The 25526-nt window shown below is 40.4% G+C and carries 27 protein-coding genes and 1 pseudogene; 21 read left to right on the top strand and 7 right to left on the bottom strand.

All coding sequences use genetic code 11. From position 1 onward, the window contains the following. Window positions 1-64: 64 nt before the first annotated feature. The gene (locus tag KHA95_RS09280) at window positions 65-1552 is read left to right on the top strand and encodes an alpha-N-arabinofuranosidase (RefSeq protein WP_213137216.1); all 1488 of its coding nucleotides are present in this window, start codon (window positions 65-67) and stop codon (window positions 1550-1552) included. 102 nt (window positions 1553-1654) lie between these two features. Here the strand turns inward: KHA95_RS09280 and KHA95_RS09285 are convergent. Further along, a pseudogene (locus KHA95_RS09285) lies at window positions 1655-1975 on the bottom strand (transposase); the annotation flags it as partial. Next, entirely contained in the window at window positions 1921-2307 is a 387-nt protein-coding gene (locus KHA95_RS09290; RefSeq protein ID WP_213137218.1) for a helix-turn-helix domain-containing protein, read from the bottom strand. The pseudogene KHA95_RS09285 and the gene KHA95_RS09290, both read right to left, overlap by 55 nt. Window positions 2308-2464: 157 nt before the next feature. Here KHA95_RS09290 and KHA95_RS09295 point away from each other — a divergent pair, with 157 nt between their 5' ends. After that, the gene (locus KHA95_RS09295; protein ID WP_213137219.1) at window positions 2465-3187 is read left to right on the top strand and encodes a YqjF family protein; all 723 of its coding nucleotides are present in this window, start codon (window positions 2465-2467) and stop codon (window positions 3185-3187) included. A 21-nt stretch (window positions 3188-3208) separates the two neighbouring features. Here the strand turns inward: KHA95_RS09295 and KHA95_RS09300 are convergent, their stop codons facing one another. Beyond that, entirely contained in the window at window positions 3209-3670 is a 462-nt protein-coding gene (locus tag KHA95_RS09300) for a low molecular weight protein-tyrosine-phosphatase (protein ID WP_213137220.1), read from the bottom strand. Continuing rightward, window positions 3663-4064, bottom strand: coding sequence for an SLAP domain-containing protein (locus KHA95_RS09305; RefSeq protein ID WP_213137221.1), 402 nt, complete (start codon window positions 4062-4064; stop codon window positions 3663-3665). Before KHA95_RS09305 ends, KHA95_RS09300 begins: the two co-directional genes overlap by 8 nt. A gap of 122 nt (window positions 4065-4186) precedes the next feature. On the opposite strand from KHA95_RS09305, the gene KHA95_RS09310 reads away from it, so the two are divergent. Beyond that, window positions 4187-4588 (top strand): VanZ family protein, encoded by a 402-nt coding sequence (locus KHA95_RS09310; RefSeq protein WP_213137222.1) that lies wholly within the window; start codon window positions 4187-4189, stop codon window positions 4586-4588. A gap of 99 nt (window positions 4589-4687) precedes the next feature. Here the strand turns inward: KHA95_RS09310 and KHA95_RS09315 are convergent, their stop codons facing one another. Both KHA95_RS09315 and KHA95_RS09320 read right to left on the bottom strand, forming a co-directional pair. After that, window positions 4688-5869 carry a M14 family metallopeptidase gene (locus tag KHA95_RS09315; protein ID WP_213137223.1) on the bottom strand — a complete coding sequence of 394 codons (1182 nt, stop codon included), beginning with the start codon at window positions 5867-5869 and terminating at the stop codon, window positions 4688-4690. Between the two features lie 63 nt (window positions 5870-5932). Continuing rightward, window positions 5933-7102, bottom strand: a complete 1170-nt coding sequence (locus KHA95_RS09320; RefSeq protein ID WP_213137224.1) for an ROK family transcriptional regulator — start codon at window positions 7100-7102, stop codon at window positions 5933-5935. A 113-nt stretch (window positions 7103-7215) separates the two neighbouring features. Here KHA95_RS09320 and KHA95_RS09325 point away from each other — a divergent pair, with 113 nt between their 5' ends. The 5 genes from KHA95_RS09325 to KHA95_RS09345 all read left to right on the top strand — a co-directional run bounded on the left by KHA95_RS09325 (window position 7216) and on the right by KHA95_RS09345 (window position 13213). Beyond that, complete coding sequence (locus KHA95_RS09325) at window positions 7216-8391, top strand: galactokinase (protein WP_213137225.1); 1176 nt, start codon at window positions 7216-7218, stop codon at window positions 8389-8391. A 40-nt stretch (window positions 8392-8431) separates the two neighbouring features. Next, window positions 8432-9415 (top strand): UDP-glucose 4-epimerase GalE, encoded by a 984-nt coding sequence (galE, locus tag KHA95_RS09330; protein WP_213137226.1) that lies wholly within the window; start codon window positions 8432-8434, stop codon window positions 9413-9415. Then, complete coding sequence (gene galT, locus KHA95_RS09335; protein ID WP_213137529.1) at window positions 9415-10962, top strand: UDP-glucose--hexose-1-phosphate uridylyltransferase; 1548 nt, start codon at window positions 9415-9417, stop codon at window positions 10960-10962. The genes galE and galT overlap by 1 nt, the downstream gene beginning before the upstream one ends. After that, entirely contained in the window at window positions 10963-11841 is an 879-nt protein-coding gene (locus KHA95_RS09340; protein ID WP_213137227.1) for an ROK family protein, read from the top strand. A 169-nt stretch (window positions 11842-12010) separates the two neighbouring features. Continuing rightward, a complete protein-coding gene (locus KHA95_RS09345) occupies window positions 12011-13213 on the top strand; it encodes a sn-glycerol-1-phosphate dehydrogenase (RefSeq protein WP_213137228.1) in 1203 nt (400 codons plus the stop codon). Window positions 13214-13768: 555 nt separating this feature from the next. Here the strand turns inward: KHA95_RS09345 and KHA95_RS09350 are convergent. Continuing rightward, window positions 13769-14404, bottom strand: coding sequence for a YigZ family protein (locus tag KHA95_RS09350; RefSeq protein ID WP_213137229.1), 636 nt, complete (start codon window positions 14402-14404; stop codon window positions 13769-13771). 285 nt (window positions 14405-14689) lie between these two features. On the opposite strand from KHA95_RS09350, the gene KHA95_RS09355 reads away from it, so the two are divergent. From KHA95_RS09355 to KHA95_RS09415, 13 genes are all read left to right on the top strand, one after another. Continuing rightward, window positions 14690-15832, top strand: a complete 1143-nt coding sequence (locus tag KHA95_RS09355) for a sensor histidine kinase (RefSeq protein ID WP_213137230.1) — start codon at window positions 14690-14692, stop codon at window positions 15830-15832. A gap of 30 nt (window positions 15833-15862) precedes the next feature. Further along, window positions 15863-16543: a response regulator gene (locus KHA95_RS09360; RefSeq protein WP_213137231.1), complete on the top strand. Its 681-nt coding sequence runs from the start codon at window positions 15863-15865 to the stop codon at window positions 16541-16543. 335 nt (window positions 16544-16878) lie between these two features. Then, a complete protein-coding gene (locus KHA95_RS09365) occupies window positions 16879-17721 on the top strand; it encodes a DegV family protein (RefSeq protein WP_213137232.1) in 843 nt (280 codons plus the stop codon). Window positions 17722-17774: 53 nt separating this feature from the next. After that, a complete protein-coding gene (locus KHA95_RS09370; RefSeq protein WP_213137233.1) occupies window positions 17775-19166 on the top strand; it encodes an ATP-dependent helicase ComFA in 1392 nt (463 codons plus the stop codon). Continuing rightward, window positions 19163-19864: a ComF family protein gene (locus KHA95_RS09375; protein WP_213137234.1), complete on the top strand. Its 702-nt coding sequence runs from the start codon at window positions 19163-19165 to the stop codon at window positions 19862-19864. The genes KHA95_RS09370 and KHA95_RS09375 overlap by 4 nt, the downstream gene beginning before the upstream one ends. 55 nt (window positions 19865-19919) lie before the next feature. Further along, entirely contained in the window at window positions 19920-20321 is a 402-nt protein-coding gene (locus KHA95_RS09380; protein ID WP_213137235.1) for a TIGR03826 family flagellar region protein, read from the top strand. A 112-nt stretch (window positions 20322-20433) separates the two neighbouring features. Beyond that, a complete protein-coding gene (gene flgM / locus KHA95_RS09385) occupies window positions 20434-20691 on the top strand; it encodes a flagellar biosynthesis anti-sigma factor FlgM (RefSeq protein ID WP_213137236.1) in 258 nt (85 codons plus the stop codon). 114 nt (window positions 20692-20805) lie between these two features. After that, complete coding sequence (locus KHA95_RS09390; protein ID WP_213137237.1) at window positions 20806-22797, top strand: hypothetical protein; 1992 nt, start codon at window positions 20806-20808, stop codon at window positions 22795-22797. Further along, window positions 22794-23084, top strand: coding sequence for an EscU/YscU/HrcU family type III secretion system export apparatus switch protein (locus tag KHA95_RS09395; RefSeq protein ID WP_213137238.1), 291 nt, complete (start codon window positions 22794-22796; stop codon window positions 23082-23084). Before KHA95_RS09390 ends, KHA95_RS09395 begins: the two co-directional genes overlap by 4 nt. 69 nt (window positions 23085-23153) lie before the next feature. Further along, window positions 23154-23582: a flagellar export chaperone FliS gene (gene fliS, locus KHA95_RS09400; RefSeq protein ID WP_213137239.1), complete on the top strand. Its 429-nt coding sequence runs from the start codon at window positions 23154-23156 to the stop codon at window positions 23580-23582. Window positions 23583-23598: 16 nt separating this feature from the next. Then, a complete protein-coding gene (locus KHA95_RS09405; protein ID WP_213137240.1) occupies window positions 23599-24453 on the top strand; it encodes a flagellin N-terminal helical domain-containing protein in 855 nt (284 codons plus the stop codon). A gap of 138 nt (window positions 24454-24591) precedes the next feature. After that, window positions 24592-25029, top strand: coding sequence for a YaaR family protein (locus KHA95_RS09410; RefSeq protein WP_213137241.1), 438 nt, complete (start codon window positions 24592-24594; stop codon window positions 25027-25029). 21 nt (window positions 25030-25050) lie between these two features. Continuing rightward, complete coding sequence (locus KHA95_RS09415; protein WP_213137242.1) at window positions 25051-25521, top strand: flagellar protein FlgN; 471 nt, start codon at window positions 25051-25053, stop codon at window positions 25519-25521. The last annotated feature ends 5 nt before the right edge of the window (window positions 25522-25526 follow it).

Genomic DNA, 25526 nt, shown 5'->3' on the forward strand with positions numbered 1-25526 from the left:
TCCGTTTGAAACATGGATGAATCACGTTCTGCAAGCTTAATGGAAAAGAAAGTAGGGGAATGGATTGAAAAACCATGTCATTATTCAGGCAGATATAGAAAAAGCAACCATTAATAAAAATATTTATGGTCATTTCGCTGAGCATTTAGGTAGGGGAATTTATCAAGGAATTTGGGTAGGAGAGGATTCACCAATCCCACATACGAACGGAATTCGCAATGATGTTCTTCAAGCCTTAAAAAAGCTCCAAGTGCCTGTTTTGCGCTGGCCGGGCGGTTGTTTTGCGGATGAATATCATTGGAAAGATGGAATTGGTCCACGTGAAAACCGTAAAAAAATGATTAATACACACTGGGGTGGCGTTGTTGAAAACAATCATTTTGGAACGCATGAATTTATGATGCTTTGTGACATGCTGGATGCGGAGCCTTATATTTGCGGGAATGTTGGCAGTGGAACCGTCCAGGAAATGTCTGAATGGGTTGAATATATGACCTTTGATGGTGAATCCCCAATGGCTAACTTGAGAAAGAAAAATGGCCGAGAAGAACCATGGAAATTAACATACTTCGGTGTAGGCAATGAGAGCTGGGGATGCGGTGGAAATATGCGTCCTGAATATTATGCAGATAAATACCGCCAATATCAGACATATGTTCGAAATTACGGTGATAATCGTTTGTATAAAATTGCAGGTGGAGCAAACTCTTCTGATTACAATTGGACGGAAGTTCTTATGAAAAATGCCCATAAGCTAATGGATGGACTAAGCTTACATTATTACACTATTCCTGGTGAATCATGGACAGCAAAAGGATCCGCAACGAATTTCCCAGAAAATGAATGGTTTAACACATTGAAAAAAGCTCTGCATATGGATACGCTAATCACAAAACATAGCACGATAATGGATAAATATGATCCAGACAAAAGAGTCGGATTGATCATCGATGAATGGGGAACGTGGCTTGATCCGGAGCCTGGCACGAATCCAGGATTCCTCTACCAACAAAATACGATTCGAGATGCACTAGTTGCAGGTCTTCATTTTCATATTTTTCATAAGCATGCAGAACGTGTTCAAATGGCGAATATCGCACAAACAGTCAATGTTCTCCAAGCGATGATATTAACGGAAGGAGAAAAAATGATTGTTACGCCAACATATCATGTGTTTGATATGTTTAAGGTTCATCAAGATGCACAATTGCTTACAATCGATGAAAATATTACAAATTACGAATTAGCTGGCGATTCATTACCACAAGTAAGTACTTCTGCTTCAAAGGATGCAAATGGTAGTATTCATATAAGCATTTGTAATCTCGATCATCAAAGTCAAACGGAAATGGAAATCGAAGTTCGAGGCATGGATCTTGGATCTGTGAAGGTGAAAGGAACGATTTTAACGGCTAATAAGATGAATGCTCATAATACGTTTGACCGACCAGAAAATGTAAAACCGGTCGAATTTATGGGTGTAAAAACAGCTGGACAATCACTCTTAATTACGATCCCAGCGATGTCAGTCGTTATGATTGCTATTGATTGAGTTCATCTAGAGTAGATGAGAGCTATTGCTTTATTCCTAAATGAAGTAAATCGAATATTTATAAAAGACCTTTGGTGTGCTGAACCCCAAAAGCTAAAATATTTAAACAGCTAGTTGGCTGGTATGAAGACGGTATTCAACCGGGCTCATGCCAGCCAATTTTGCTTTTATCCGTTCATTGTTATAGTAAAAAATATAATCATTCACTGCTTGCTTAAGCTCTTCAAATGAGCGATAAACTTTCCCATAATACATTTCCTGTTTCATTATGCCGAAGAAATTTTCCATTGGCGAATTATCCAGACAGTTTCCTTTTCGGGACATACTTTGAAATATACCATTCTCTTTTAGTTTCTTTACATATTTTCTCATTTGAGAACCCCACCCCTGATCGGAGTGTATAGTCGTTCGATAAGGGCAATCTTTTTTTCAATGCCTTCATTTTGCCACTTTCTCAACCAGCCAAGAATCATAGGCGGTTCAGTAATGCCAAATTTTCTAGCAACATCTTCAAAGGAATCTCCTGTTCTTAACTTATAGTTTAAGACATCTAATTTAAATTGAACAGGATAATTCGCATTTGCTTTTTTACTAGCTAAGCCCTGTTTCCCAAATTGTTGGAACGCACTGACCCATTTTCTTATATTCGTTTTACTTCGAATTCCAAATCTAGTAGCCAAGGAAGCATATCCACCTTCGCCAGCTAAATAAGCGTCAACCACTTTTTGCTTGAATCCTTCATCATATTTGACCATAAAAAACACCCCAAAAGTTAGATTTGGTTGGTCTAACTTTTGGGGTGCACATCACCTGAATGAATGGTAGGGTCTTTTTTTTATGCAGAGTGTAGTCTATGTTTTATTTCATGTTTACTCAGTAATGGGAAAAGATAAAAGGAAAGGAGTGAATGGAATGTACAAAGAATTTCTTGAACTCGATCATCGCCCATTTCCCTTACCTTCTAAGCCATGGATCATGACACAGGTGTGGAGGGATATGCTGTTTATGCACTGGCCAGTGGATGCTGCATTTGTACGAAACCGTATACCGGAGGATTTGGAGTTAGATCTCTTTAATGATCAAGCATGGATAAGTGTCATTCCTTTTCGTGCTACAAACACACGTGGTCGTTTTCTGCCTCTTATCCCCTTCATGACTGCTTATTTGGAATTAAATATTCGGACGTACGTCGTATATCAAGGTGTTCCGGGAATTTATTTCTTTAGAATTGATGCAAATCATTTACCAACTGTTGTTGGGGCAAGGGCTTATACCGGCATTCCTTACTGTATGGCGGATATGACATTTTTATGTGAAAATAATAAGTATTTCTTTTCTAGTTTGAATAAAAAAGAAAGAAGAGAAGTGAAACTTGCTTATCAAGGTGAAGATGTTTTATACGAAGTCGAGCCAGGAACGCTTGATCATTGGTTATTAGAACGATACTGCATGTACTCGATCAAGGGGAAGCATGTATATAGGGGAGACATTCATCATGACAAATGGAAGGTGACGAATGGACAAGTAGAGGTTATCACGGGTAAAGGAATTTCCCTTTTTTCTAAAACAAAGCCGATCGTCCATTTCTCAAGAAGAAGAAGAGCTTTTACATATCCATTAGAAAAAGTAAAATAAAGGGCAGTAGAATGGCTGCCCTTATAATGCTTCTTTTTTTATTTTATCAAGTAGTACTTTACATCCTTCTTGTACAAGATCGTATGTTTCCTGAAAATCGCCTGTATAATATGGATCAGGCACATCATTTTTGTGACTTGTTAAATCAAGCAAACGGATAATTTTTGGATGTTTTGGCATACCTGTTATCGTATAGATGTTTCGAATATTACTAGCGTCCATGCCGACAATGTAATCAAACGATTCAAAGTCTTCTTTCGTAAACTGTCTTCCTTTCAGCCCTTTTGCATCGATTCCGTATTCGCCAAGCTTTTTCAATGTTCCTTTATGTGGTGGAGCTCCAATATGCCAATTGCTCGTCCCGGCTGAATCGACAAAAATTTCTTTTTCTAATCCTTCTTTTGCCACCATATCTTTGAATAATGCTTCTGCCATCGGGGAGCGGCAAATATTCCCGAGACAGACAAATAATACGTTAACCATCATATACCACCTCAACATGTAACTGATTTAATTTTAATATTCGATTCCTCACCATATCATGAGCAAAGACAAATGACCATGGCTGCGATGAATGGGGCTCAATCATTAGTTGTGGATTAAAAGAGCCTTCCGCGAGCAATTCATTTTTATCATTCATCACATTTACAATGATTTGCTCAAGCTGTAATGAATGGGCATAGCCATTATTGAGTAAGACGGTAGTAACAAAGCCGCCGTTTTTTTTGAATTTGGCAATCAATACGTTCGTCGTTAGCTGATTTTGAACAAATGGAACGGTGTCTATGCTTTGAATGATTTGCTGTTTCTGTTCTTCTGTCAGTTTCTTTTCCCAAACAGGATGAAAATCGATGTTATACGTTTCTTCCACGTTCATTCACCGTCCAATATAAAGGATAAAAAAGTTCTTGTACAATTATATCATAAGCATGATTGATGTTCGTGTGGAACATCCGTATACTTAAAATGAATTTGATATTTTCGTAGAGAGGTATTTTTATGCAAAAAAGATATATATGGCTTGGGGCAGCAGTGCTCTGGTGTATCGCGATTTTTATCGCATCCGGGTCAACTACTGCAACAGGCGGGTCGACACAAATGTTGCTTGCTAAATTATTTAACTTATCTGAAGCGCAAGCTGTATTTTTTAATGTGCTATTCCGAAAAACAGTGCATTTAAGTGCATTTGGCTTATTAGCCATTCTTTTTTATAACGGGTTTGATCAAAAACGACCGTGGCTTTCATGGTCGCTAACGACTTTATACGCGGCATCTGACGAGATTCATCAAGCCTTTCTTCCAGATCGGACAGGCGCGATTTTCGATGTCGGATTGGATTCTTTAGGTGCCGTACTTGCTTTGGCAATAATGACTTTTTGGAAAAGAAAAAGAGGAGATTGACGGCTTAGAAAATCTGTTCCAGCTTACAAATATACTTAATACAATATGAAAAAGAACGGATTCCATACCTTCTAGCATGGAATCCGTTCTTTTTTCTGACTACATTAACGCCCGCACAAAAATTCCTGATACGTGGGCATAAATTTCATCGAATTGCGAGATAGGCAAAGGGTTTTGCCCGATGCCAAGCTCTAATGTGAAGCCGGGCTTACGAAAGTCTTGGATAAACCAGTCTTTGTATCCAGCATAGCTATCGACATATCGAACCGCTTTATAGCCACTAATTTTTGCAAAATCATTAGCGAGTACTTCGGATTCAGGAGGCTCCAATCCTTCGTAGCCCCAATAAATCTCCTGACCCTGTGTATGCAAAGCGAGCAAGCGCTCGAAATTTTCACGGTTGGCCAAGTTTGCCATTGCTTTCGTTTCAGGCTCTGAAAGTGGCGAATATCCTGGAAAGTCACGCGGTCCAGGCTCTTTCGGTTTTCGATCACGCTCGAATTCCCAATTTGCCGGAAATTGCTTATTTAAATCCACTCCTCGAATATTTGCTTTCCACCCCGAAAAATCAGTACTGCCTTTATTTAGTGCGATGACCTTATCTCTTTCAGAGGCGGGAGGCCCGTTTAACACTAAATTGACGCCATCGGGATTGACCATTGGAACGGCAGCTAATTGGGAACGCAAATACAATGTTAGGGCAGAAACACCTTTTATCGTTTTTCCATTTGTTAACGCAAGCAAATATTCATTTAAAAACTTCATTAAAATGGGTGTCGTGATCCATTCGTTTGCGTGAAAAGACGCATTCATATGCACTTTTCTACTGCTATTTCCAATTTTTAAATAGGAAAGTGGAAGACCGAGCACACTTTTTCCCACATCCCCATTTTTAATAAACGGGTAAATCGTTCGCAGCTTTTCGATATCCGCCTTCATCAATTGGAAATCATAAGCTTGATTTCCATTGACAATAAAGCTCGTTACCCGAGAAGGAAGTCGGATCTTTTCCCCAATCTTCAGTTGGTTCGGATTCGAACTCGGGTTTAAGAGCATGAGAGCATCGATATCCACATTACGGGTGCGCGCAAGTTTCCAATAGGTATCCCCGCTTTTAATTGTATAATCGGTCGTTGAAAATCCCGGAATTCGAATCATGCTTCCGATTTGTAGCGCATGCGGATCGATATTTGGGTTAGAATCAATGATCAAAATTAGCGGAATATAAAATAGCTGACTATAATGCCATAATGAATCTCCAGATCGAACTTGGACTTCCATGAGAACTCCTCCTCAAAACCATGATCATATTACATGTATGTGAGAAAAGGAGAGTCATGACTGTTAATTTTCTAAAAAGATATTTGCTAACACGAGCGTCGCTGCTCCGATTGCTGTTCCATATTGATCTTGTGTGGAACAATCAATTTCCGTCGTTTTTGCTTGATCAGTTAATCCTCTATTCCAAAGTGTTTGCTTGATCTCAGGTAAAAGGAACTCATGTGCTTTTGCAACACCACCAGCAATTGTGATTTTTGTTGGATTGAATATATGAATTAAATTGGTCAAGCCAATTCCAATATATTCACCTGTTTTCCTTAACACATCGATGGCAAGTGGATCGCCCGCTAATGCTGCTTCGTACACCGTTTTTCCTTCGATTGCTTGATTCGCAAGTGTGCTATCTTTTCTATGTGCAAGCTGACGCATCGCTTCCTTTGCAATCGCTGGTCCAGATACGAGTGTTTGCCAACAGCCAATATTGCCACAGGAACATTGTTCACCAGAGAGGTCAATTGTCATATGACCAATTTCTCCAGCAAGATCATGTTCCCCATGAAATAATCTCCCGTCATGAACAATGCCTGCACCTACACCGTGTCCGAGATTTACTGTTACAAATGTTCCTTTTTGTTCTTGATTTTTCAACCAATATTCCCCAAATGCTAGGGCACGCACATCGTTATCAACGATGACAGGCATGGAAAAATCGGACTCAAGCATTGAAGCGATCGGAATGTTTTTCAAGTGAAGGATAGGAGCGAATAGGGCAATTCCTTGTTCATGATCAACTGCTCCGTGCATGCCAATGCCAATTCCTACAACTTCTTGCTCAGTAGCTAGTGTTGCAATCGTTTCTTTTAGTAACGTCAATAATTCCTCATTCGTGATTGGGAAGGGAATCCGTTTTTGTGAACAAGCAATTATTGTTCCACTTAAATTGCATAGGGCAGCGCGAATTGACTTTGGCCCAACATCGACACCGATCACGTGAAAACGATCAATGTTTACTGAAAGTAATGTTGGTTTTCGCCCCCCTAATGATTCGCCAATCTCACCTTCCATAATTAACTCGGACTCTAATAATTCATTAACGAGCTTACTGACGGTTGGTGGCGTCAGCTTCGTATCACGGGCGATTTCCGCACGCGAAATTGGTCCCGAAATCCGAATTTTATTTAAAACAATTGACCGATTTAATGATTTCATACCTTGAAAACTTCCTATTTCCATAAAAAACACCACCTATTATCAAAAAAGAATTGCAATCATGATATTGCTATTATAACATAATAAGTAAATTAAATTAATTAACAAAGTCTTTTTGATAGAAAGGTGGAATAACGATGAATATTGAAAAATTGCAATATGCGTTTATTGAACAATTTGGAAAAAATGAAAGCGCACAAGTGTTTTTTGCACCGGGGCGAGTAAATTTAATTGGTGAGCACACAGATTACAATGGAGGGCATGTTTTTCCGTGCGCGCTTAATGTAGGGACAACCGTTATTGCTAGGAAGCGCAATGATCGTCAGTTACGTTTTTACTCACTAAATTTCTCAGAATTAGGCATCATCGAAGGAAGTATTGATGGACTTACGTACAAAGAAGAGGATGATTGGGCGAATTACCCAAAAGGGGTTATGGCAATTTTTCAAGAAAAAGGCCTGAAATTGGATGCAGGACTCGATCTTTTATATGACGGAAATATTCCAAACGGAGCTGGGCTATCATCGTCTGCATCGATCGAAATGGCAACCGCAGTCATGTTAAATAAGTTATTTGCATGTAATCAGGAGATGATCGAGCTTGTTAAAATCGCACAGAAAGCCGAGAATGAATTTATCGGTGTCAATTGCGGAATTATGGATCAGTTTGCCAGTGGGCTTGGAAAGGAAGACCATGCGATCTTGCTAGATTGCCAGACATTAAAGTATGAGTATAGCCCGCTACAGCTCGATGATTATGTATTAATTATCGCAAATACAAATAAACGCCGTGGATTAGCCGATTCGAAATATAATGAGCGCAGGCAGCAATGTGAGCGTGCGTTAGTACAATTGCAATCGAAATTGCAGATTGATTCACTTGGTGAACTAACGGAGAAGGAATTTGAAGAGAACAAATATTTGATTCAAGATGATATCGATCGAAAACGAGCCAAGCATGCGGTGTATGAAAATCGCCGGACATTAGCAGCGGTGGAGAAATTGAATATAGGCGATATTGAAGGATTCGGTCAACTAATGAATGAATCGCATATATCGCTCCGTGATGATTATGAAGTAACAGGACCAGAACTTGATGCATTAGCTAAAGCTGCCTGGGATGCCGGGGCAATTGGTGCACGCATGACAGGAGCCGGATTTGGAGGCTGCACGATCAACCTAGTGAAAAAAGTAGATGCACATATATTTATAGAAAAAGTGGATGAAGCGTATACGAAAGAAACGAGTTTGAAGGCCGACTTTTATACTGTCAAAATCGGCGACGGTGCTCGGGCAGTTTCGTACATGGATTAAGAAGTTGCCAAGTTGCTATAAAAAATGAGGAGGAATAGAGATGGCGATTTTAGTTTGTGGGGGAGCGGGCTACATTGGTAGTCATGCAGTTGTTGAATTACTTGCACGTGGTGAAGAAGTTGTTGTAATCGATAATTTGCAAAAGGGACATGTTGGTGCATTGACAGAAGGGGCAACGTTTTACGATGGAGATTTACGGGATGAACCGTTTCTCGATCTCGTTTTTACTGAAAATAACATTGATGCGGTTATGCATTTTGCAGCTGATTCCCTCGTTGGAGAAAGCGTTCAGAAGCCGCTTCAATATTATGATAACAATGTTGGTGGGGGAATTACCTTATTAAAAGCGATGAATAAACACGGAATTAAAAACATCGTCTTCTCTTCAACAGCGGCTGTTTATGGGGAACCGAAAGAAATTCCGATTGTTGAAACTGCAGAAACAGCACCGACAAATCCTTATGGGGAGACGAAGCTTGCGGTCGAAAAAATGTTGAAGTGGAGCGAGCAAGCGTATGGGATTCAATATGTTGTTCTCCGTTATTTTAATGTGGCAGGTGCCCATCCGAATGGGATCATCGGCGAGGACCATAACCCAGAAACACATCTAATTCCAATTATATTGGAAGCAGCACTTGGTAAACGCGATGAAATTGCTATTTTTGGCGATGATTATGATACAGAGGATGGAACATGTATCCGCGACTATATTCATGTTATCGATTTAGTCGCTGCGCATATATTAGCGATTGAAAAATTACGCTCCACAGGTAAAAGTGGCACGTATAATTTGGGGAATGGAAATGGATATAGTGTAAATGAAGTAGTAGAGGTAGCAAGAAAAGTAACGGGCAAGGAAATTCGTGCGGCCGTTGCACCAAGACGAGCAGGCGATCCAGCACGACTCGTTGCGTCATCCGCGAAGGCAAAAAAAGAGCTTGGCTGGAACCCACAATATGAATCACTTGAATCAATGATCAAAAGCGCATGGAATTGGTTTCAAAAACATCCCAATGGTTACTAATGGTAAGGAGGGGGAGAGCGTTGACTATTTATAGAGCACTCGAAGAACTTATTCAATATGGTTTGAAAAAAAACTTAATCAAAACGTGGGACGTTGATTACGTTAGAAATGATCTTTTATCAATCCTTCAGCTTGACGAATGGAAAACCGTTGATATCGGTGAAAGTAACGATGAGTCACCTATTCGTTTTTTAGAAACAATTGTTGACTGGGCCGTGGAAAACGGTAGACTTAATATGAATACGGTAACATATCGCGATTTACTTGATACGAAGATCATGGGAGTTTTTGTTGCCCGCCCGTCGGTTATCATTGAAACGTTTTATGAACACTATCGTTTAAATGGGGCAAAGGTTGCAACAAATTACTTTTATGAACTAAGTAAGCATTCCCATTATATTCGGACAGATCGAATTGCGAAAAATGAACATTGGTATTCACCAACAGCTTATGGGGATTTGGAAATCACGATTAATTTATCAAAGCCTGAAAAAGACCCGACGACGATTGCTGCTGAAAGAGAAATGGTGAAAGTCGCTTATCCGGATTGCTTGCTTTGCAAGGAGAATGTTGGCTATGCGGGAAGATTGGATCATCCTGCGAGGCAAAGCCATCGAATTATTCCTGTTCGATTAAATAATGAACAATGGTTTCTCCAATATTCGCCATATGTTTATTATAATGAACATGCGATTGTTTTTTCCGGAGAGCATAGCCCGATGAAAATATCTAAGGCGGGCTTTGAACGCTTACTCGATTTTGTTAATCAATTTCCGCATTATTTTATTGGGTCCAATGCCGATTTACCAATAGTCGGTGGTTCGATTTTAAGCCATGATCATTTTCAAGGCGGCAATCATGAATTTCCAATGGCGAAAGCGAAAATGGAAGAAACATTTACTTTCGAAAATTACGAAGGAATCGAAGTAGGGATCGTTCGCTGGCCGATGTCTGTCATTCGGTTGCGTGGGAAGGATCGTCAGCAAATAGCTAATCTTGCTGATATGCTTACAAAGCAGTGGAAAGAGTATAGCGATCCTGATGCCGATATTTATGCATACAGTGGACAAGTTCCGCATAATACGGTCACACCCATTGTCCGTAAAATCGATGACTATTTCGAATTCGATCTTGTCCTGCGCAATAATCGAACAGATGAAGAACATCCGTATGGCATCTTCCACCCGCATAAAGAGGTTCATCATATAAAAAAGGAAAATATCGGTTTAATCGAAGTGATGGGCTTAGCGGTATTGCCAGGCAGATTAAAAGAGGAGCTACAAAAAGTCGGACAATATTTACTTCAGGTGGATGGTGAAGAACGGATTTATGCTGATGAACAAACAAATAAACATGCCGCATGGGCTGTTACGATCAAAAGAAAATACGAGGATTTGAATGAGAAAAACATTGCAGCTATCTTAAGAAACGAAGTAGGATACGTGTTTGCGAAAGTCCTTGAACATGCAGGGGTGTACAAACGAACAAAAGAGGGTCAGGAAGCGTTTAGAAAATTTATTCGAACAATGGGGGATGGAGGAATTTAAATGTTTGGAGCAATCGAAGCTGGTGGAACAAAATTTGTTTGTGCAATTGGGACAGCCGATGGGAAAATTATCGAGCGCATCGAAATCGCTACGAAAACACCAGAAGAAACGATGCCAGAGGTGCTAGCATTCTTTGAAAAACATTCAATTGAAGCGCTTGGGATTGGTTCATTCGGTCCTGTCGATGTTGATAAAAGCAGTTCAACATATGGAAATATTACTTCAACACCGAAGCAAGGGTGGGCGAATTATCCATTCGTAAAAACGATGATGGACGCTCTGCATGTTCCAATTGAATTCAACACGGACGTAAATGGCGCAGCATTAGGGGAATTATTACATGGAGCTGGCCAAGGTCTTGAAAGCTGTCTTTATATTACCGTTGGAACGGGAATTGGTGCAGGCGCTGTTATTCAAGGTAAACTACTACAAGGTCTCTCTCATCCCGAAATGGGCCATGTACTCATTCGCAGGCATCCGGAAGATTCATATAAAGGAAGCTGCCCGTACCATCTAGATTGTCTGGAAGGGATGGCAGCCGGACCAGCGATTGAAGAACGTTGGGGTGAAAAGGGCATAAAGCTTGCGGACCGCAACGAAGTTTGGGAGCTTGAAGCTTATTATTTAGCACAAGCGCTCATGCAATATATATTAATTGTTTCGCCACAAAGAATTATTATGGGCGGCGGAGTGATGAAGCAAAAACAATTATTCCCGCTCGTTCGTAAACAAGTACAGTCGTTACTTAATGGATATGTTGCCATTCCGCAAATTACGGAACAGATTGATGAATACATCGTTCCACCGGCACTTGGCGATGATGCTGGAATTACGGGTGCGCTCATGTTAGCAAAACGAGCACTGGAAGCGGCTGAATAACTACCTATTAATAAGAAGCTAGGGCGATATGAAGTCCTAGCTTTTGCTTATTGTGTGATCACTCTGTATTTGACATGTGTAAGTAAAGGATTTACTGTAAATATACAGAAAAGTCGAACTTTAGAAAGGGGAGTATCATGCCAAAATTAAAGATGAGGAAATTCATATTATGAATGATCGATTAGAAGAAATGAATAGATTAGCGAACCAATGTAATTGTGGGAATAAGCACAATCTAATTCAGATCGAGGAGATCGTTATTGCTAAAGATGCGCTCGACCAGTTGGTTACTTTTTTACAGAAAAAAGCTTTTCAACATGTTGTATTAGTTGTGGACGAGCAAACGTATAAAGCAGCAGGAGAAAAGCTCTCAAATCTTCTTCACACAGCCGGATTCCAACATACAGTTTGCAAGGTTGATCCTGATGAAAATGGAGATGTGATGGCTGATGAAAAAGTGATTGTACAGGCACTTCTTGGTACGCCACGTGAGGCAGATGTTTTACTTGCTGTTGGTGCAGGAACACTTCACGACGTAACAAGAATTTGCAGTGAGAAAACGAAAACCCCATTTATTTCAATCCCGACTGCTCCATCAGTTGATGGCTTTACTTCGCTTGGGGCACCGCTTATCGTAAGAGGGTTCAAGCAAACGTTCCAAACACAAGCGCCGCTTGCTGTTTTTGCTGATATTGAAATATTAATGAATGCCCCAGCTAATATGATCGCGGCTGGATTTGGTGATATGATGGCAAAGTTTACTTCGCTTGCAGATTGGAAATTCGGAGAGATGATGGCGGATGAACCGTATTGTCCGTTAGTAGAATCATTGACGAAGGAAGCATTGGAAACATGCATTACGAATAGAGATCATATTGCAAGAAAAAATGAGGCTGGTGTTACTGCATTGATCGATGCTTTAATTGTCTCCGGGCTTGCAATGCTTATATTTGGTCAATCACATCCAGCTTCAGGGGGCGAGCATCATCTTTCACATTATTGGGAAATGGAATTTTTACGTGAAAGACGTCCACAAATTCTTCATGGAGCAAAAGTCGGTGTTGCCACTTCATTACTCGCGCGCCTATACAAAGAAGAGATGCAGACAATTTTACTCGATCGATCTCAAGTAAAGGATCCTTTTTTGCGAAAAAGGATCAAAGATCACCAACACGAAATTCAAGCGATTATCAACAATATTCCTGAGACAGCTTATTTTGAAAAAGTAATGGAAAAAGTCGGTGGGAAATCGAGTACATTTGAGCTTGGTATTCATGATAGTCTCGTCACGGATAGTATGCTAGAAGCGCATAAATTAAGAGAGCGGTTTACAATGCTGCACTTTTTAAATGAAGAGCTAATGTATAATTGAGCGTCCTTCACAAACGCAAAGGGCACTGAAAAAACCTCTTGCTGTTGATTTCCGTTCCAGGTGGACGCTTTCCAAGGGGCGTGTCTTGAGCAGCTTAGGCCAACAGGATGTCGGTCGCGAAGCCGTTGCCACGCGTTCCTTTAAAAGCCCTGCAGGGTCTCAAGCTGCACGCTCATCCCGCTGGAGTCGCCACCTTCCACCCAATCAATGGAACTGCAATAAATTAATTTTTAGGCTAACCAGAGGTGGCGGAAAAATGTGTAATTGGATCATATTAATCATCTAATTATACATTTTTCGTTTGCGCTAAAAAAATTATAGTCGCTGTTTTTGATGATTTTAACTCAAGAAATGTTTTATTTAACTCCTTCAAGGGTATACTGTACCGCAAAATCATCTCCTACATCTGGTGAAAGATATGATCAACTAAAAAAAGACATACTGATGTAATACGGATCAAAGTGTCTTCTTTTGTGAAAAACCTAATTATCAAAATGAGTAAATGTGTTTCAGTACTTTCTCCGTGAGAGAAAAAGTACCTTTTTCTTTTCCATCCTAAACGACATCTGTTTCTAAATACACTTCTTCTCCCGCAGCGATTTCTGTCTGTCCATTTGTTAAATCAGTCATCCAGTCAGTAAATTCGTCTGTTTGGGCTTGTTCGACATAAACTTCGATCTCTACTTGATCAGAGTAATGGATCTCTTTTAATTGATAAATAGAGGAGCGCAGTTCATTTTCCAATTTTCCTAACCAAGTATAATCGGCTTTGACATGCATGATTGTCATTAATTTACGCTCGACGACTCCAACTGCGTTAATACCTTCAGACGTTGATTTTCCATATGCACGAATTAATCCGCCGGCGCCAAGCTTAATGCCGCCAAAATACCTTGTCACAACGACGACTGTATCTTTTAAATCTCGCTTTTTTAACACCTCAAGCATTGGAATCCCAGCGGTACCGCTCGGCTCTCCATCATCATTTGCCTTTTGAATTTGATTTTGCTCACCAATTAAATAGGCGGAACAATTATGTGTAGCATCCCAGTGCTTTTTCTTAATTTCTTGAATAAATGCCTGAGCCAATTCTTCCGTTTCGGCCCGGTGAATGTGAGCTATGAATCTAGATTTCTGAATATTAATTTCATGCTCGCCTTGTCCCTTTACCGTATAATATTGCGGAAGCATAGATCTGTCTCCTTTCGGCGAAAAAATTGTAAAAGAATCTTAATGTTTGTATAAGCAGTATACATGATATAATAGAAAATTAGAAAGGGATCGCCATATTCCTTGAGAATTACGTCGAAAATTTAGGACTTTTGCCTAAGGGGATAGGTATAAAGCAACATACCGGTTTTTGGTAAACAGTATTTAAGGATGAATTTTTCAAAAAACAACTATCATTATCGTCTAATTTTGAATTATCATGTAAAATAAATTTATCCGAAAAGGGGGGTATCCCTCGAGGAAAACATGGCATTAAGAAAAGTAGATATAAAAGCGTTAGATGACATTGTCAATCAAATGATTACAACGGTTGATAATAGCAAAAATGAAATATTTCGAATAGGAGAACAATGTCGCCAAGAACATGATTTATTTATTTCCGAATTAAAAGAGATCAAACAACAGGTGAGACACGTTATTGATGAAGGGGACGCATTGGAAATAAAATCACGGCTTGCCAGACGGCGGCTTTCCGAGGTGAGCCAACGTTTTCGAGATTTTTCTGAACAGGAAGTCCGTGAAGTATACGAAAATGCACATGATCTGCATACGAGATTAACCGTTAATCGTCAGCTTGAAAAACAGCTGCGTGTAAGGCGCGATGATTTAGAGAGAAGACTTCTCGCCTTACAGGAAACAATTGATCGTGCAGAATCACTCGTCTCACAAATTACAATCGTATCGAATTATCTTGTAAGTGATATAAAGGAAATTGGTGAAGTGCTCGAAGATGCGAAAATGAAGCAAGATTTTGGTCTGCGGATTATTGAAGCGCAAGAAGAAGAGAGGCGGCGCCTTTCTCGGGAAATTCACGATGGACCTGCACAGCTCTTGGCAAATGTATTAATTCGTTCTGATTTGGCTGAGAAAGTTCATAGAGAGAAGGGGCCAGAGCAATCACTTCTAGAAATTCGAAGCTTAAAAGAAATGATTCGTGCTGCTTTATACGAAGTTCGGCGAATTATTTATGATTTAAGACCGATGGCACTGGACGATCTAGGTCTGATTCCGACACTCAAAAAATACTTAGCGACAATTGAAGAATACAATAAGCGAACAATAATTGAATTTATACATATAGGAACAGATAAAAGATTGCCGCCTAAATATGAAGTCGCATTATTTCGGCTTATTCAGGAATCCGTCCAAAACGCATTAAAACATGCGGAAGCTAGGGAAATAAAGGTGAAGATTGAAATCCGCAGAGATCAGATCATCGTTCTTATTCGGGATGATGGAAAAGGGTTCGATCCAATGGAAAATAAAAACGATTCATTTGGGATTATCGGAATGAAAGAGCGTGTTAGCATCTTGGAAGGTGAAATGAAAATTATGTCCAATCTCGGATATGGGACTTCCATTATCATTCAAATTCCTTTAATGGAGTAGAAAATGTAGAAACTTTAGGGGGAATGGATTTTGACAACAAAAATTGTAATTATTGATGATCACCAATTATTTCGCGAAGGTGTAAAGCGAATTCTAGAATTTGAAAAAACGTTTACGGTTGTGGCAGAGGGGGAAGATGGCTGCGATGCTGTTCGACTCGTCGAAGAATATTCACCAGATGTCGTCTTACTTGATATTAATATGAAAAAAACGAATGGAATCGAAGCGACACGTCAATTAATTGAAGCGTATCCAGATTCTAAAGTAATGATTTTATCGATACACGATGATGAAGCATATGTGACGCATGCGTTGAAAACAGGTGCGATCGGTTACATGTTAAAAGAAATGGATTCAGATGAATTGATTGAAGCAGTTAAAATCGTCGCAGAAGGCGGTTCATATATCCACCCGAAAGTAACACATAAGCTCGTCAACGAATATCGCCGTTTAGCTAATCAGCAAAATAGAGGCAGTGGTTATCAGCAACCAGAAGTCCACGTGCCATTACATCTATTAACGAGTAGAGAATGTGAAGTATTACAATTACTTTCAGATGGAAAAAGTAACCGCGGGATTGGTGAAACATTATTTATTAGCGAAAAAACAGTGAAAAACCACGTAAGTAATATTCTTCAAAAAATGAATGTAAACGACCGAACTCAAGCAGTTGTCACTGCCATTAAAAATGGTTGGGTAGAAGTTCGATGAAGGATAATTCCCAAAAGCCGCGCTTTTGGGGATTTTTGTTCTTAACTAGGGAAAAATATCGAGAATTACACGGGTTTTGAATAAGATTAAGCGTCCTTTTAAATAATTACGTAGGTTTCGAGTATAATTGCGTAACTTTTTAAATAATTGCGCGACTTTTGGGTGTAATTGCGTAACTTTTTAAATAATTGCGTCGGTTTAAGGCGGAATTGCGCGACTTCCCCCACAGCCGATTCAAGTTCGGGCAATTTTGTTCGCGGCATCTTTTCAAAACCTCGACAATTCGATAGAATGGTAGCAACGTGCAAAAATATAAAAAGCGGGGTTGATTTTATTTGAAGACTGCAATTGTAACAGATAGCACTTCATACATACCGAAGCATATTCGTGAACATCTTGAAATACATATGATCCCACTCTCCGTTGTGATTAACGGAGAAACATACAGAGAAGAAATGGATATATCTGCTTCCGATTTTTACGAAGAAGTAAAAAATGGAACAAAGCTTCCGACTACGACTCAGCCGCCAATTGGTGAGTTTGAAGAGTTATATGCAAAATTAGCAGAAGAATACGATGCGATTATTAGCATCCATCTCTCAAGTGGCATTAGCGGAACGTTCCAAGGGGCGGTTGCAGCAGCGGCGATGGTAGAGCAAGCGAGAGTGTATGCGTATGATTCGGAAATTAGCTGTATGGCACAAGGCTTTTATGTGCTTGAAGCGGCTTCAATGGCGAAAGATGGCAAAGACCCTGAAGAAATCCTTGTAAGGCTGGATGAATTAAAAGCATCGATGAGAGCTTATTTTATGGTTGATGATCTTTCGCACTTGCAGCGTGGAGGAAGGCTTTCCAGCACGCAAGCGATGATTGGTAGCCTGCTTAACATTAAGCCAATTTTGCATTTCGAAAATAAAGTGATCGTTCCATTTGAAAAAATTCGCACACGCAAAAAGGCGATGAAGCGAATCGTCGCATTGCTTGAACAAGATGCTGAAAAAGGGATTCCGTTACGTGCTACGATTATTCATGCAAATCGAGTAAAGGAAGCAGCTGAATGGAAGGCAGAGCTTGAAGCTCTTTTTCCACTTGTGGATTTCCAAATTAGCATCTTCGGTCCTGTAATCGGTGCCCATCTTGGGGAAGGCTCCATGGGTCTTGCCTGGACAATCAAATAATATGATTCGCGGGTGGTGTTTAGCATCGCCCGATAAAATAAGGAGGCGATTGTTTGTCATTTCTTTTTTCTCCTCAACTTCAACAATTTCTATCTGGCCGCTCTTTACTCCTCCAAGAGATTCCCTTCCAAGAAAAACTAATTCACGATCATCTCAAACACCAATTTATCGAGGCAAAACGTGGAATTACTCAACAGAAAAATGGTTATGTATGTAATCGCTGCGACAATCAAACAAGCCATCTATTCGCCACATTTCCATGTGCGCACTGTAAGAAAGACTGCTTATATTGCCGGAAATGTATCATGATGGGAAGAGTATCTACCTGCACTTTCTTATATCATTGGATTGGTCCAGTCAAGCCCTTTTCTTTGCCAGCGCCTACTTACCTTGATTGGTCTGGACAGCTGTCGTTTGGACAAGATCACGCCTCAAAAGCCGTGATCGACGCAATCGAGACAGCAAAAGAACTCACAATATGGGCTGTCTGCGGTTCAGGAAAAACCGAAGTGCTTTTCGCCGGTATTGAAAGAGCGCTTCAACTTGGTAAGCGAATTGTGATCACGACACCGAGAACCGATGTTGTATTAGAGCTTGCTCCTCGTCTAAAAAAAGTATTTCCCACAATAACGATCGCCACATTATATGGAGGCAGTGATGATCGCCACATTTACGCACCGCTGACCATAGCGACAACTCATCAGCTGCTACGCTTTGAAAAAGCGTTTGATGTCATTATTATCGATGAAGTCGATGCCTTCCCTTATACATTTGACAAAAGTTTGCAATTTGCAGTGAAAAAGTGTGCCAAACCAATCGTAGCCACGATTTATTTAACAGCAACCCCTAGTGAAAAATGGCAAACTGAATGCAGAAGCGGGAAACGGAACCATGTGAAAATTCCAGCTCGTTTTCATAGACATCCCTTGCCATTGCCACAGTTCGCTTGGTGTGGAAATTGGAGAAAACAATTGAAAAAAGGAAAAATCCCAGCACCGATTATCCGTTGGATGAACGAACGAAGGCAGATGGAAAAGCAAGCGTTGATCTTTTTCCCACATATTGAATTGATGGAAAATGCATTACCGCTTTTCCGCCGTAGCTTTCATCATGAAATCGAGTCTGTCCATGCGGAAGACCCACACCGGAAAGAAAAGGTGGAAAAGATGCGAAAAAGAACGATTCCCTTTTTATTAACGACAACGATACTTGAACGAGGAGTGACGTTTCCAAATATCGATGTTGCCGTCATTGGCGCAGAGGACGATATTTTTACAGAAGCGGCTCTCGTACAAATTTCCGGTCGTGTTGGCAGGAGCAACGAATTTCCAGCAGGAACGATTACTTTTTTTCATTACGGAAGAACGAAGGCAATGATCAAAGCACTTAGTCATATGGCCGAAATGAACGACGAAGCATATAAAAAGGGGCTGCTTGAGAAATGAACGCGTACTGCCTCTATTGTCAAGCGCTTATTCTAGACGAAATGACATGGACAAAGCTGTTTTTCCCACGAGAACAATCACCCCTTTGTTCAAGCTGTTTTGGAAAATTAAAACGATTGAAAGAACCTTGTTGTAAAAAATGCTCCCGATCGCTAAATGAATCCGCATATATGAAGGAAGCGCACTGCATCGATTGTGTGCGTTGGGAACAGCAGTCACAATGGAAAGGAATCTTAAAAAGAAACACGTCACTCTATGAGTATAATGATTTTATGAAAGAGATGATTGCCCGTTATAAGTTTCGCGGTGACTATGCACTCGCCAAAGCCTTTTTCATGGAGATTCGCATGACGGTACAGAAGCTAGAGTATGATTTTCTAATTCCGATCCCACTTAGTGAAGAACGCCTGAAAGAACGCGGCTTTAATCAAGCAACTGCACTCGTTCATGAGGCGGGCTTTCCAACAGTTGATATATTAAGACGACATGATTCTGAGAAACAATCGAAAAAAACAAGACGAAGCCGGATTGAGCAAGCTCGCATTTTTTCGATTGTCGAAAACGCAGACATCGCCAATAAGAATGTTTTGCTGATTGATGATATTTATACGACAGGAGCAACGATTTATCATGCGGCAAAGACATTAAAAGAGGTGGGAGCTGCCTCGATTCAATCATTTACATTAGTAAGAAGTTAAACAATGATAAAAAAAGCCGATAATATAAATAATAGAACAATTGGGAGGATACGTAATGGAAATAGAAAATTGTTCAAGCTGTGGTGCAATTTACGTGAAAAATCCGATGCGTAATACGTGTGATGCATGCTATAAACAAGAAGAAGCGAAATATGATGTTGTTTATAAATTTTTACGCAAAAGGGAAAATCGTGCGGCTACCATTGATCGAGTGACAGAAGTAACAAAGGTGGAGGCGAGCTTGCTTCATAAATGGATTCGAAAAGGACGTCTGCAAATTGCTCAATTTCCGAATCTTGGTTATCCATGTGACCAATGTGGCAAACTAATAAATGAAGGAAGACTATGTGAGCGCTGCTCTACAACGATAAAGCAAGAGTTAAATATATATGAAAAAGAAAACGAACGTCAGAAAGAGCTGCGACGATCAATTTATCATTCACAGAATAAGCAATAATAATGTCAAAAAAAGGGGAAACTTTCCTACTAAATATATATAAACAATAAAGCCGTGAAACCGATATTATTAATATAGAAAACGAGAAATGACGGAAAAAGGAGGAAGCGTAATGAAAATTAATCCTTTTCGACCTGTGGAACAAAATCCATATAAACGGCAAATGAATACAGTCGAACGGCATCAAGCCGCAGTCAAAACGGATAAGGTAGAAATTTCCCCTGAAGCGAAAGAAATGCAGCAAATTCCGTCCATTGTCAAAGAACGTGAAGCAAAAGTTGCGGAAATCAAAAAACAAGTGCAAAACGGAACGTACGAAGTGAACGCAAAGGACATTGCGAAAGGAATTGCGGAATTTTATAAGCTTTAACATTCGAACGGATTCGGCATGTGCTCACGGATGAGCAAAAGGAATCTGATGATTGAGGGAACTTGCTCGAGCATCAAACGGCAGGTTCCCTCTCTTTATGGAGTGTGAAAAAGTATGTTGATTCAAAACGATTCGAAGCTACAAACCTTCTCTCAAACTGAAAACTCACAGCCGATAAAAGAAGGCGGAACGTACAGCGCGAATATTAAAGAAATACTGCCTAACAATGAAGCGCTCATCCAAATTAAAGGAGAAGAGCGAGTGGTGAAGATCGAAGGAAATGTTCCGCAAAGTGGAAAAGTAACACTGCAAATGATGGATATGAAACAAAAACCTCCAGTTGCTAAGGTTGTTATGAATGAAAGTCCGTCTGCGAGTCATTCTTCATCACCTAGCTTTCCTGATGGTTTGAAACAAGCGGTCAAGCTTCTTCAAGATCAGAAAACACCGATTACGAGGGATATGCTTCATCAATTGAAAACCTATTTTGAGAAAAGCCCAGGTACAATCGAACAAAAGCTAGAGACGATTGCCAAAATGGTCGCTAAAAAGCTAGATTTTACACCGGCACAAATCAAAGCCGTACATGAAGCATTGCAAGGAAAGCCATTAGGACATGTGTTGCACGAGCTTGTTGAAAATGAATTATTCACAAATCAACATGAACGAATCAAAGATGTAACCATCGAGCTCATAAGACAAGCCGAACAAGCGTCGACGCAATCAAGTCAATCGGATTTGCAATCACTTATCTCCCAAGCAATGAAGCAAGTGAGAACTGCTCCAGATATTGCTAGTGTTATTCAACTAATTAAAGAAAGTGATTGGCTATCTATATCAAGAACAACAATCGATGAAGCGATTCGTAAGGCTGAACAATTTCTGGAAGCTGGAAAGGAACTTGCGGCTCGACAGGAACTGGCTGCTGCCCTAAATGGAATGGCAGTTGAAGCTCCGGCGGAGGAACAAGAAGCAATGTATCGCATTCAAAGTGAAGCATTAACGGCACTTCCGATTGAGTCACGCAATTTTATTGTCACAACAGTTACGAAAAAACTTTCTCAAGCAGCACTTGATTTTAAAGTAGTCAAGCGTGAACTTGCAAATGCATTACAGACAACAGAATCGGTGATCAAACAGATGCCATTACAGGCCCGTCCATCATTGGAAGCAGCCATTAAACAGTTAGACCATGCAATTTTAAAAAGTGATTTCATGCTTTATACCGATATGGGAACGGAAAAAAAGCTTCTGCAAGCGAGCTCACAGCTTCATGAGGCAAGGAAGCTATTAGCAAAAGGTGAATTTTCACGAGCAAGTGAAATCGTTCATCAAGTAAAAACAACGGTAGATCGCTTAATTTTTCAACCGTCCGATGTACGTGTAAAGCATTTCGTTGCTAAAGAGATGCTTCAGCTTGACCAGCCGACACTAAGTAAGCAAATCGCTCATGTACTAGAGGAGCCGTTGCAATTACTTAGGCAGGAGCCAACCCCTAGGCATGCACTTGAATATTTACGCAGCCTTGGAATGATGCATGACAGTGATCTTGCTCACCGCCTTGTTGCTGGTGGAGAAACAAATGAGAATTTGAAAAACCTTTTAATGAAACTTGCACAAACAGAAGCGAATCATTCATTGGGGCAAAAGGCAGAACAAGCATTGCAACATGTAACGGGTCAGCAATTAATGAGCAAGGCGGACTCTTCGGGTTTGCAAACGATGTTATTTTCATTGCCGATTCTGTTAAAAGACCAAGTTGAAAATGTCAAAGTATTTATGAAATCAAACAGTGCAAATCAAAAAATGGATTGGGAAAATTGCAGCTTGTACTTTTTGCTCGAAACAAAAAAAATGGGCGACGTTGGAATCATGCTCACTGCTGTCAATCGCACCCTTTCATTGACGTTCAAGAATGATACGCACGGATTTAAGGAGCGAATAGAACCACTTGTAGACAAAGCAAAGGAACGTCTAGAAGAGATCGGCTATCAAATTGGAACGATGCAATTTTCTGCCTTAACGACGCAAGCTGAGCCGGAAAAGCAGTCTGAAAAAGTGAAACAGCCTGCTTTTACAGAAAGAGGGTATGATTTTAGCGTATGAGACAGCATTACTATAATCAGAAAAATCGCCGCCATCAAAACGGTCCATCCGCCGCAGTCATCCGTTATGACGAAACAGCTGGTGGTGCACCACAGGTTGTTGCCCAGGGGACAGGTGCGCTTGCGGTAAAGATGATGGAACTGGCGAAGCAACACGGCGTTCATATGCAGGAAGACCCATCTTTGGTTGGTCAACTTTTAGATATGGACCTTGGTGAAAACGTTCCGCCCCAATTATATTCGGTCATTGCTGAAATCTTAATCTTATTAGAGGAAATTGATCGCTGAAAATGTGTAAGAAAACCTTAATAAATGATAAAAGAAACCGATATGTAAACTGAACGGAGGCGAAAGCCAGTGGATTTTTTAACGAAAGAATTAATTTATCAAATGACCCCACAAAAAATAACCGGACTTTTATATGAAGTGTGCATTGACCAGTTGGAAGCAGCGATTCAAGCGATTGAGGCGGGGCACCTATTGGAAGCAAACACGAAATGTCAAAAAGTAAATGATATTCTTGAGCGACTCGGCGTTGGCCTAAATTACGAGGCGGGAATTATCGCTGATCAGCTTGATACATTATACAATTATATGGCAAACCAAGTGATTATCGGCAATATGAGGAAGGATCCAGTCGTCCTAAAAGAAGTGCTTGACATTTGCAACCGACTGGCAAGTTCATGGAATGAAGCGATGAGCATGGGAGATGTCGAGGCGCAGCGCCTTCACTATCAGAAAACGAGCGCTTATGACAAAAATGTCATGGTGTTGAATCGCGACTAGAAAGGGGAACAAATATATGAGAATCAACCATAATATTCAAGCATTAAATGCATATAGAAACTTATCACAAACAATGGCAAGCACATCGAAAAGTCTTGAAAAGCTTTCGTCAGGTTTACGGATTAACCGCGCTGCGGACGATGCAGCTGGCCTAGCAATCTCTGAAAAAATGCGTTCGCAAATTCGCGGTCTTGGCATGGCTGAGCGTAATGCACTTGATGCAATCTCATTGATCCAAACGGCCGAAGGTGCATTAAACGAAACGCATGCGATCTTACAAAGAATGCGTGAGCTAAGTGTGCAGGCGGCGAATGGAACGCTTGAAGACGAAGATAGGGTTGCAATCCAAGCGGAAATTAATCAGTTGAATGAGGAAATTGACCGGATCGCAGACACAACTCAATTTAATCAGAAAAAATTGTTGGACGGAGCAAGCGGTGGAAGTGATTTACTATTGCAATTCCAGGTTGGCGCGAATACTGGGGAAACATTGACTGTTGAAATAACAAAACTGGATTCAGTAAGTCTTGGGATTGCGACTTTAGGGGCACCAGGGACACCTAATATCGCTACGAGTGTTAAAACTGCCGCCGATGCAGATGAGGCAATTCAAATATTTGAAAATGCAATTCAAAAAGTTTCCGAACAACGATCCAAACTAGGTGCATACCAAAACCGTTTGGAACACACAGTGACGAATTTACAAACAGCAAACGAAAACTTAACCGCTGCTGAATCACGAATTCGCGACCTTGATATGGCGCTTGAAATGACAAACTTCACTAGAAATAATATTCTAAACCAAGCAGGACAAGCAATGCTCGCTCAAGCAAATCAGTTGCCACAGGGAATCTTGCAATTGTTGCAATAATAAACAGATCGGTAGTAATTAGCAGCTAATCGGTAGTATTTGCTCTACAATCGATAGTAAACTAATTAAAATCGGTAGTAAATCACCAATAATCGGTAGTAAACTTCTACCACGTCACATCACACAGGGGTGATCAATATGGATGTGCGCAGAATTGTAAGTACTGGCGTGCATGCTGCTCGAAATAAGACGCAGCAAGCGACGGAATCGGTTCACTTTACCGAAGTTATGGCAAAAAAACGGGAAAACATCATTTTTGAACGAATGGATAAGCTGCGCCAAGAGATTGAACAACAAGGAGAAAAGCTCGCCAAATCACAGACGATTGAAGACTTTCGAAAATATAAGCAGCTTGTGAAGTCGTTCATGGAAGACGCGGTGAACAACGGTCTGCAGCTGCAGGAGCAACGCGGCTTTGACTGGCGCGGACGCACGAAAGTATACAAGATTGTGAAAGAAGTCGATAAAAAACTAATCGATTTAGCAAATTCGGTGCTCGATAAAGAGAAAAAAGGCTTAGACTTGCTCGGGTTAATTGGTGAAATCGAAGGACTTTTAATTAATATATATACTTGATAGATAGAGGAGGCTCCAACTATGGCGGCCCAATCGCTCATCGAAACAATGAAAGAGTTGCTTCGTTTCCATGAAGCATTGCTTGAATCAGCAGCGGAAAAAGCAGAAGCAATTACACAAAATGATACACAAAAGCTTAGTCATATTTTACGGGAAGAACAAAAGCAGGTGACGGCAATTCAGGTGGCAGAACAGCGCTGTCAAAAAATTACAGCTTCGCTAGCAAGCAAAGAGGCTACGCTATCTGACGTATTATCAATTATCGATGAGCCGGAGCGGCCTCAGCTTCTTTTTTTACAAAAACAGCTTGAACAAGTGATTGACGAATTGAAAAATAAAAATGCATTGAATCAACAGCTGCTTACATATTCATTACAGTTCGTTCATATGAATCTTGATTTGCTCGCACCGGAGCCTGAGCTACCAAACTATTCAAAAGCACGGAATGAAGCAAGTGAACAGAGTCGTTCATTTTTTGATTCCAAAGCATAGGAGGG

The sequence above is a fragment of the Bacillus sp. FJAT-50079 genome (assembly GCF_018343515.1).
Taxonomy (GTDB): domain Bacteria; phylum Bacillota; class Bacilli; order Bacillales; family Bacillaceae_C; genus Lederbergia.

What these genes read in the sequence shown, in the direction of transcription:
- KHA95_RS09405 (WP_213137240.1), top strand. Translation starts at nt 23,599, where the DNA reads ATGAGAATCAACCATAATATTCAAGCATTAAATGCATATAGAAACTTA.
- KHA95_RS09345 (WP_213137228.1), top strand. Translation starts at nt 12,011, where the DNA reads ATGAATGATCGATTAGAAGAAATGAATAGATTAGCGAACCAATGTAAT.
- KHA95_RS09295 (WP_213137219.1), top strand. Translation starts at nt 2,465, where the DNA reads ATGTACAAAGAATTTCTTGAACTCGATCATCGCCCATTTCCCTTACCT.
- KHA95_RS09305 (WP_213137221.1), bottom strand. Translation starts at nt 4,064, where the DNA reads ATGAACGTGGAAGAAACGTATAACATCGATTTTCATCCTGTTTGGGAA.
- galT (WP_213137529.1), top strand. Translation starts at nt 9,415, where the DNA reads ATGGTAAGGAGGGGGAGAGCGTTGACTATTTATAGAGCACTCGAAGAA.
- galE (WP_213137226.1), top strand. Translation starts at nt 8,432, where the DNA reads ATGGCGATTTTAGTTTGTGGGGGAGCGGGCTACATTGGTAGTCATGCA.
- KHA95_RS09290 (WP_213137218.1), bottom strand. Translation starts at nt 2,307, where the DNA reads ATGGTCAAATATGATGAAGGATTCAAGCAAAAAGTGGTTGACGCTTAT.
- flgM (WP_213137236.1), top strand. Translation starts at nt 20,434, where the DNA reads ATGAAAATTAATCCTTTTCGACCTGTGGAACAAAATCCATATAAACGG.
- KHA95_RS09355 (WP_213137230.1), top strand. Translation starts at nt 14,690, where the DNA reads ATGGCATTAAGAAAAGTAGATATAAAAGCGTTAGATGACATTGTCAAT.
- KHA95_RS09300 (WP_213137220.1), bottom strand. Translation starts at nt 3,670, where the DNA reads ATGGTTAACGTATTATTTGTCTGTCTCGGGAATATTTGCCGCTCCCCG.
- KHA95_RS09395 (WP_213137238.1), top strand. Translation starts at nt 22,794, where the DNA reads ATGAGACAGCATTACTATAATCAGAAAAATCGCCGCCATCAAAACGGT.
- KHA95_RS09375 (WP_213137234.1), top strand. Translation starts at nt 19,163, where the DNA reads ATGAACGCGTACTGCCTCTATTGTCAAGCGCTTATTCTAGACGAAATG.
- KHA95_RS09325 (WP_213137225.1), top strand. Translation starts at nt 7,216, where the DNA reads ATGAATATTGAAAAATTGCAATATGCGTTTATTGAACAATTTGGAAAA.
- KHA95_RS09410 (WP_213137241.1), top strand. Translation starts at nt 24,592, where the DNA reads ATGGATGTGCGCAGAATTGTAAGTACTGGCGTGCATGCTGCTCGAAAT.
- KHA95_RS09390 (WP_213137237.1), top strand. Translation starts at nt 20,806, where the DNA reads ATGTTGATTCAAAACGATTCGAAGCTACAAACCTTCTCTCAAACTGAA.
- KHA95_RS09415 (WP_213137242.1), top strand. Translation starts at nt 25,051, where the DNA reads ATGGCGGCCCAATCGCTCATCGAAACAATGAAAGAGTTGCTTCGTTTC.
- KHA95_RS09320 (WP_213137224.1), bottom strand. Translation starts at nt 7,102, where the DNA reads ATGGAAATAGGAAGTTTTCAAGGTATGAAATCATTAAATCGGTCAATT.
- KHA95_RS09315 (WP_213137223.1), bottom strand. Translation starts at nt 5,869, where the DNA reads ATGGAAGTCCAAGTTCGATCTGGAGATTCATTATGGCATTATAGTCAG.
- KHA95_RS09350 (WP_213137229.1), bottom strand. Translation starts at nt 14,404, where the DNA reads ATGCTTCCGCAATATTATACGGTAAAGGGACAAGGCGAGCATGAAATT.
- KHA95_RS09340 (WP_213137227.1), top strand. Translation starts at nt 10,963, where the DNA reads ATGTTTGGAGCAATCGAAGCTGGTGGAACAAAATTTGTTTGTGCAATT.
- KHA95_RS09310 (WP_213137222.1), top strand. Translation starts at nt 4,187, where the DNA reads ATGCAAAAAAGATATATATGGCTTGGGGCAGCAGTGCTCTGGTGTATC.
- KHA95_RS09380 (WP_213137235.1), top strand. Translation starts at nt 19,920, where the DNA reads ATGGAAATAGAAAATTGTTCAAGCTGTGGTGCAATTTACGTGAAAAAT.